This window comes from Deinococcus sp. (assembly GCF_018260555.1).
Taxonomy (GTDB): domain Bacteria; phylum Deinococcota; class Deinococci; order Deinococcales; family Deinococcaceae; genus Deinococcus.
In genome coordinates, this window is sequence record NZ_JAGLBB010000151.1 from 1 (window position 1) to 935 (window position 935).

The window sequence follows — 935 nt, forward strand, 5'->3', positions numbered from 1 at the left end:
CGGGAAAGCACCGGAACCTCTCCATTCCCGCTCCAACGTACTTTCTTCTGCTACGCGCTTCGCGCGGTTTATCTACAGGATAAACGCAGTGTACTTAATTCGGTGCCGTTCCGCTTGAGTCCGGGCGGATGATCAGGCGTCCGCGCCGTAGCGCTCCGCCAGGTACGCCAGCGCGGCGGGGTCCACCTGGCCGCCGGGCACCCAGCGTTCCTCCAGGTTCTCCGTGCCGAACAGTGCCCAGGCGGCCGCCTCGGTGTCCGCGTCCCAGGGTCCGGCAGGCAGGGCGGCGGCGTACCCCTGGCGGATCAGCAGGGCGCGGAGCCAGTCCAGTTGCCCTGTTGTGAGGGGCCGGGTGGTTTCGGGGCGGGTGAACAGCAGGTCGTGCACGTCGAGCAGCCGGGCCAGTTCCGCGCAGGGGGCGGCGTGGTCGTCGGCGCGCAGGTTCACCCAGTCGTCGGTCAGGCCCCCGTAGCCGCGCCCCGGTCCGGCGCACAGCAGCGCGGCCGACTGGCGGCCCCGGCTGTCCCCTCCGGCCGCGTCTCCGGCACTCAGGGCGGCCAGCAGGCGGCGCGGCAGGAGCAGGTCCGTGCCGGCTTCCCAGGCGGCGCGCATGGCCGTCACGACGCCCGGCCCAGTCAGGATGTTGCCCTGAATCGCCACGTCCGGCGCGGCGAACCCGCCCGCCCAGGCGTGACAGCCGGGGCCGGTGAACGTGACGCTGCCGCCGCTGGCGGCCACCAGCCCGAACTGCCGCTGCGCGATCCCGGCATCAGTCGCCTGGAAGTGCGCGCCCACCGCCTGCGCGTCCAGGCCGCTGCTCAGCAGGCGCAGGCCTTCCGGGCCGAAGGTGGGGTTCACGTGTAACTGCTCAGCAGGGGGGTGGGGTGCGGCGCAAAGTGTAGAGTCTGGGTATCGCTGACGATGCCTGCCCAAAC

At 71.8% G+C, this 935-nt stretch carries 1 protein-coding gene; it reads right to left on the reverse strand.

All coding sequences use genetic code 11. The features are described 5' to 3' along the window. Positions 1–132: 132 nt before the first annotated feature. Positions 133–933 (reverse strand): DUF1028 domain-containing protein, encoded by an 801-nt coding sequence (locus tag QZ271_RS14375; protein WP_291432627.1) that lies wholly within the window; start codon positions 931–933, stop codon positions 133–135. Positions 934–935 lie beyond the last annotated feature (2 nt).